This window comes from Pseudonocardia sp. SID8383, from assembly GCF_009864975.1.
GTDB lineage: Bacteria > Actinomycetota > Actinomycetes > Mycobacteriales > Pseudonocardiaceae > Pseudonocardia > Pseudonocardia alni.
Genome location: NZ_WWFY01000342.1, coordinates 1 through 5,701, shown reverse-complemented (window position 1 = coordinate 5,701; position 5,701 = coordinate 1). Strand labels below are relative to the sequence as shown.

The 5,701-nt window shown below is 74.0% G+C and carries 7 protein-coding genes; 6 read left to right on the top strand and 1 reads right to left on the bottom strand.

Features of this window, described 5'->3' with window-relative positions; genetic code table 11:
• The coding region (locus GTW08_RS08250) for a hypothetical protein (protein ID WP_161151718.1) at nucleotides 1–282 on the top strand (282 nt) is incomplete at its 5' end.
• Between the two features lie 196 nt (nucleotides 283–478).
• On the opposite strand, the gene GTW08_RS08245 is transcribed toward GTW08_RS08250, so the two are convergent.
• On the bottom strand, nucleotides 479–1,699 hold the full coding sequence (locus GTW08_RS08245; RefSeq protein ID WP_073578364.1) for a multidrug effflux MFS transporter: 1,221 nt from the start codon (nucleotides 1,697–1,699) through the stop codon (nucleotides 479–481).
• 68 nt (nucleotides 1,700–1,767) lie between these two features.
• On the opposite strand from GTW08_RS08245, the gene GTW08_RS08240 reads away from it, so the two are divergent.
• The 5 genes from GTW08_RS08240 (at nucleotide 1,768) to GTW08_RS08220 (ending at nucleotide 5,534) form a co-directional block, all read left to right on the top strand.
• Nucleotides 1,768–2,247, top strand: coding sequence for a MarR family transcriptional regulator (locus GTW08_RS08240; RefSeq protein ID WP_161151717.1), 480 nt, complete (start codon nucleotides 1,768–1,770; stop codon nucleotides 2,245–2,247).
• Between the two features lie 52 nt (nucleotides 2,248–2,299).
• Entirely contained in the window at nucleotides 2,300–2,989 is a 690-nt protein-coding gene (gene ftsE / locus GTW08_RS08235) for a cell division ATP-binding protein FtsE (protein WP_073578394.1), read from the top strand.
• Entirely contained in the window at nucleotides 2,990–3,892 is a 903-nt protein-coding gene (ftsX, locus tag GTW08_RS08230; RefSeq protein WP_161151716.1) for a permease-like cell division protein FtsX, read from the top strand.
• A 168-nt stretch (nucleotides 3,893–4,060) separates the two neighbouring features.
• Complete coding sequence (gene smpB, locus GTW08_RS08225) at nucleotides 4,061–4,549, top strand: SsrA-binding protein SmpB (protein ID WP_073578366.1); 489 nt, start codon at nucleotides 4,061–4,063, stop codon at nucleotides 4,547–4,549.
• A gap of 25 nt (nucleotides 4,550–4,574) precedes the next feature.
• Nucleotides 4,575–5,534, top strand: coding sequence for an amidohydrolase family protein (locus tag GTW08_RS08220; protein WP_073578367.1), 960 nt, complete (start codon nucleotides 4,575–4,577; stop codon nucleotides 5,532–5,534).
• The last annotated feature ends 167 nt before the right edge of the window (nucleotides 5,535–5,701 follow it).

Genomic DNA, 5,701 nt, shown 5'->3' with positions numbered 1-5,701 from the left:
ACCGGGTCGGTGGATCTCGCCGCCGCACGGGCCGGCGCCCCGGACCCCGCGGTCGGGGCCCGGCTCGACGAGCTCGCCGGGCTGGTCTCGCCGACCCCGCGGTTCACCGCCTGGCTCGGTGCCCCCGACGCCGCCCCCGCCGACCGCGGACGGCTGCTCCGGCTGCGCCTGGAGCCGCAGGCCCCGGCCGCCGGGATGCAGAACGCCGGCGCCGCGGTCCCGGGTGCGGTGACCGTCTCCTTCGGCGACCCCGGGCTACCGGTGGAGATCACCGCCCCCTGACGACGGCCCCCGCATTTCGCGCTCGCGCCTCGCGGCTCGCGGCTCTCAGGGCGCGGGTCGTGCCTCGCGGGTCACGCCTCGCACCGACCCGGCCGCGGTGCGTCGAGATGCAGCTCAGCGGGCCGCGGAGATCGACAACTCCCGCTGAGGTGCATCTCGGCGTCGCGAGCCGGGCGGGCGGGACGGCGGTGCCGGCTCAGCGCGGCGCAGTCGCGCCGCGGGTCAGGGCGGTGAGCGACACGGCGGAGAGCGTGGCCGCGGTCAGCATGGTCACGGCCATCGCCGTCGCGCTCGACCCGACCAGCGGCGAGACCAGGGCGCCGAGGCCGAACTGGGTGGCCCCCAGCAGGGCCGAGCCCGTCCCGGCGCGGTCGCGGACCTCGCCGGTCGCCAGCGCCGCGCTGTTGCCCATCACGAACCCGAGCGTGGCCAGGGTCGCGAACAGCAGCACGAGGACGGGCCAGCGGGCGGCGCCGAGCAGCACCACGACGAGCAGAGCCGCGCACAGCACGACCAGCCCCCCGACGGCGACGACGAGCTGGCGGCGCGGGGCGACCCGCGCGGCGAGCCGGCTGCTGACGATGTTGCCCAGCACCAGCCCGGCCGCGTTCGTCCCGAAGGCCAGGGCGTACTGCGTCGTGGAGAGGCCGAGTGTCTGCTGCAGCACGAACGGCGATCCGGAGATGTAGGCGAACATCATCGAGAACGACGTGGCGAACGCGAGCACGTAGCCGACGTAACGACGGCGGCGCAGAAGCGCGCCGACGTCGGCGAAGGTCCGGCGCACACCGCCGGAGGTACGGGCCGGGGCCGGGAGCGTCTCGTGCACCGCGAGCAGCGACGACACCAGCATGAGCAGCGCCAGCCCGGCGAGCACGACGAAGATGCCCCGCCAGCCGACGACCCCGCCGAGCGAGCTGCCGATCACCGGCGCGATCACCGGCGCGATCCCGTTGATCGCCATCATCAGCGAGAACAGCTGCGCGGTCCGCGCGCCGGCGGTGCGGTCGGAGATCATCGCGCGGCTCAGTACCAGGCCGGCCGCCCCGCCGAAGCCCTGTAGGAACCGGGCGACGACGAGCACCGCGACCGACGGCGCGACCGCGCTCGCCAGGCAGGCGACGAACAGCAGGACCGTGCCCGCGAGGACCAGGCGTCGCCGCCCCCAGCTGTCCGAGAGCGGGCCGATCACCAGCTGCCCGACCGCCAGCCCCACCAGGAACGCGGTCAGGGTCAGCTGCGCCGCCGACGCCGACGCCCCCAGTTCGGTCGCCACGGTCGGCAGCACGGGCAGGTACATGTCGGTGGCCAGCGGCGCCACCGCCGTCAGCAGCGCGAGAACGCCGATCCACACGCCGTCCGGCACGGTGCGGCCGCGCGCGGTCCTCGGTGCGGCCTGCTCGGTACCCACGGTCATGGCGGTCCTCTCTCCCACGGGCGATCAGTTATGAAAATATATATGAATGGTCGAGTAGTATCGCGTCTGTGACGGAGATCAAGGAGCGCGAGGACTGGGCGGCGCTGGTGGCCGCCGTCCACGACCTGTCGCGGGTGCTGCGGTCGTCGGGCGAACGCGCGGTCGGCCTGGACGCGATCACCGGATCCGAGCACGAGGTGCTCCGGTGGGTCTCGGCGCGGCCCGGGCATCCGGTGTCGGCGGTGGCCCGCGGTCTCGGGCTGCAGCCCAGCAACGTCAGCGCCACCGTCCGGTCGCTGGTCGAGCGCGACCTCGTCGAGCGCCGTGCCGACCCGGCCGACGGCCGTCGTGCGCTGCTGTACCCCACGGCCCGGGCGGTCCGGCACCGCAAGCTCCTCGACGCCGCCTGGACGCGGCAGATCCGGCGCGCGCTCGGCGACCTGGACGGTGCCGACGCGGTCGCGCTGCGTGCGGCGGTCCCCGTCCTGGACCGGCTCGCCGGTGCGCTCGACCCGTCGCGGGACCCGGTCGCCGCCGGACCGGCCTGACGGGCGTGTCGTCACGGCCCGTGTACTCCGGGCGGCGGTACCGTCCCGCTCCGTGATCGAGCTGCGGGACGTCTCCAAGCGCTACCCGGCGTCCGGGCGCCCGGCGCTGGACCGGGTCTCCGCGACGGTCGGTGCGGGCGAGTTCGTGTTCCTGATCGGGCCGTCCGGGTCGGGCAAGTCGACGCTGCTGCGGCTGCTGCTGCGCGAGGACGTCCCCACCTCGGGATCCATCCTCATCGACGGCCTCGACGTCGCCGGGCTGCCCCGGCGGAAGGTGCCGAAGCTGCGCCAGCGGATCGGCTGCGTCTTCCAGGACTTCCGGCTGCTGCCCAAGCGCACCGTCGCCGGCAACGTCGCGTTCGCGCTGGAGGTCCTGGGCCGCACGCCCTCGGAGATCCGGATCGCGGTGCCCGAGCTGCTGGAGATGGTGGGGCTGCAGGGCAAGGCGGAGCGGCTGCCGCACGAGCTGTCCGGCGGCGAGCAGCAGCGCGTCGCGATCGCCAGGGCGTCGGTGAACCGCCCACCGCTGCTGCTGGCCGACGAGCCGACCGGCAACCTCGACCCCGAGACCGGACGGGAGATCATGCAGGTCCTGGAGCGCATCAACCGCGCGGGCACCACGGTGCTGATGGCCACCCACGACTCGTCCATCGTGGATGCGATGCGCCGCCGGGTGATCGAGCTGGCCGACGGTGGCGTGCTGCGCGACGAGGCCCGCGCGGTGTACGGGGCGGGCCGGTAGATGCGCCCCGCCCTGCTCACCCGCGAGGTCTCCTCCGGCCTGCGCCGCAACGTCACGATGACCGTCGCGATGGTGCTGACCACCGCGGTCACCCTCATGTCGGTCGGTGCGGGCCTGCTCGTGCTGCGCACCATCGACGACATCTCCGCGCTCTACACGAACCGGCTCGAGATCCAGGTGGCGCTCACCCCGGACGTCTCGGAGACCGACCCGGACTGCAGCGGGCCGACGTGCGCGTCGGTGCGGAGCGCGCTGGAGGCCGCCCCGGGCGTCGGCTCGGTCTCGTTCGAGTCCCAGCAACAGGCCTGGACCCGCTTCCGCGAGCTGTTCGCCGGGCAGTCGGTCGCCGACGTCGCCCGGCCGCAGTCGCTGCCCGCCACGCTGCGGGTCACCCTGACCGACCAGCAGGCGGGTGCCGCGGCCGCCCGGGCCGCCGTCGAGGGCCGGCCGGGGGTGCGCGGGGTGATCGACCAGCGCGACGTCGTCGGGACCCTGTTCGACTTCCTCAACGGCGTGCGCAACGTGGCGTTCGCGCTCGCCGTCGTGCAGGCGCTCGCGGCGGTCCTGCTGATCTCCAACACGGTGCAGGTCTCGGCGTTCATGAGGCGCACCGAGGTCGGCGTGATGCGCCTGGTCGGGGCGACGCGCTGGACCACCCAGCTGCCGTTCCTGGTCGAGGCCGCCATCGCCGGGGCCGTCGGCGGGGCGCTCGCCGGGATCGGCCTGGTCGCCGCCAAGTACGCGGTCGTCGACGACCTGTTCGCCGCGATGGGTCAGGCCGGCGTGATCCCGCCGGTCCGGATCACCGACGTGCTGGTGGTCTCGGCGCTGCTCGTGCCCACCGGGGCCCTCGTCGCCGGGATCACCGGCTACGTGACCCTGCGCGCCTACGTGAAGGTCTGAGCGCTCACCCCGCGCCGTCGTCGTCACGTCCGCTTCTGTGATCATCGGTCTGATACGCGAGCATTGCTCTTGCGCTGAATCTGCACGAGGTGGCGCCGACGTGCACGGGCACTGCTCCGGGGCCGCCGTGGTCGGATACCGGTGGCGGTACGCGGGTAGGCTGGTCGTGTGAAGGAACAGGGCCGGAAGGTGATCGCGCAGAACCGTCGGGCCCGGCACGACTACGCGATCCTGGAGGAGTTCGAGGCCGGGGTCGCGCTCAAGGGGACCGAGGTGAAGAGCCTGCGTCTGGGGCGGGCGTCGCTGGTCGACGCCTTCGCCACCATCGACGACGGCGAGATCTTCCTGCGCAACCTGCACATCCCGGAGTACGTGCGCGGCAGCTGGACCAACCACGAGCCGCGCCGCACCCGCAAGCTGCTGCTGCACCGCGGGGAGATCGACCGACTGATGGGCAAGACCCGCGAGGGCGGGCTCACCCTGGTGCCGCTGTCGCTGTACTTCAACGACGGCAAGGTCAAGTGCGAGCTCGCGCTCGCCAAGGGCAAGAAGGACTACGACAAGCGCCGCGACCTGGCCAAGAAGGACGCGCAGAAGGAGATCGCGCGCGCCGTCGGCCGCGCGGCCAAGGGGCGGGCCCGGGACCTGCGCGGCTGAGCCACGGCCCGCCTAGGGTGGGGCCGTGGATCTCCCCCTGCCACCGGTCGACGACGCCGACGTGCCCCGCTGGACCGCCGAGCTGGACCTGCCCGGCCTGGTCGACGTGCACGTGCACTTCCTGCCCCAGCGGATGCTCGACAAGGTCTGGGCCTACTTCGACGACGCCGAGACCCACTACGGCACCCCGTGGCCGGTGCAGTACCGGCTACCCGAGGAGGAGCGCTACGCGATCCTCGAACGCCTCGGAGTGCTCGCGTTCGCGCCCCTGACCTACCCGCACAAGCCGGGCATGGGGGAGTGGCTCACCGGCTGGGCCGGCGGGTTCGCCGACGCCCACCCGCGCGCGGTGCGCACCGCGACGCTCTACCCGGAACCGTCCGTGGTGGACTACCTCGGCCGTGCCGTCTCCGACGGGGCGCGGATGGTCAAGGTGCACGTCCAGGTCGGCGGGTTCGACCCGCGCGACCCCCTGCTGCGCGACGCCTGGGGCCTGCTGGCCGACGCGGGCGTGCCCGCCGTCGTCCACTGCGGCGACGGCCCGATCCCCGGCGAGCACACGGGGCTCGGGATCTTCGCCGAGGTGCTGGCGGCGCACCCTGATCTGCGGATCGTGCTGGCGCACGCGGGCATGCCGGACTTCCGGGGCGCGCTGGAGCTGCTGGACCGGTTCCCGAACCTGGTGCTCGACACGACGATGGTCGGCACCGCGTTCTCCCAGCGGATCGCGCCGCTGCCGCCGGACTGGCCGGCACGCCTGGCCGAGCACCCGGGGCGGATCGTGCTCGGCACCGACTTCCCCAACATCCCCTACGCCTACGCCGAGCAGCTCGCCGCGATCGCCGGCTGGGCCGCCGCCGAGCCCCGCCTCGGCGCGGCGTTCCTGCGCTCGGTCCTGTACGACGCCCCGGCCGCGCTGCTGGGCGTCGACCCCGTCCGACACGCCGCCCCCGGCCCCGCGGCCGAGACCCCGAGGAGCTCCTAGACATGGTCAGCCCGCAGAACGACGGGAACGGCGCGGCCGCCCCGGTCGACATCGCCCTCTACGGCGCGACCGGCTTCGTCGGCGGCCTCATCGCCCGTCACTTCGCCGAGCACGCCCCGCCCGGGGTGCGCATCGCGCTGGCCGGCCGCTCCGAGGCGAAGCTCGCC

Excerpts from the sequence above, each read along its gene's own strand:
- GTW08_RS08245 (WP_073578364.1), bottom strand. The coding sequence starts at position 1,699 with ATGACCGTGGGTACCGAGCAGGCCGCACCGAGGACCGCGCGCGGCCGC.
- ftsX (WP_161151716.1), top strand. The coding sequence starts at position 2,990 with ATGCGCCCCGCCCTGCTCACCCGCGAGGTCTCCTCCGGCCTGCGCCGC.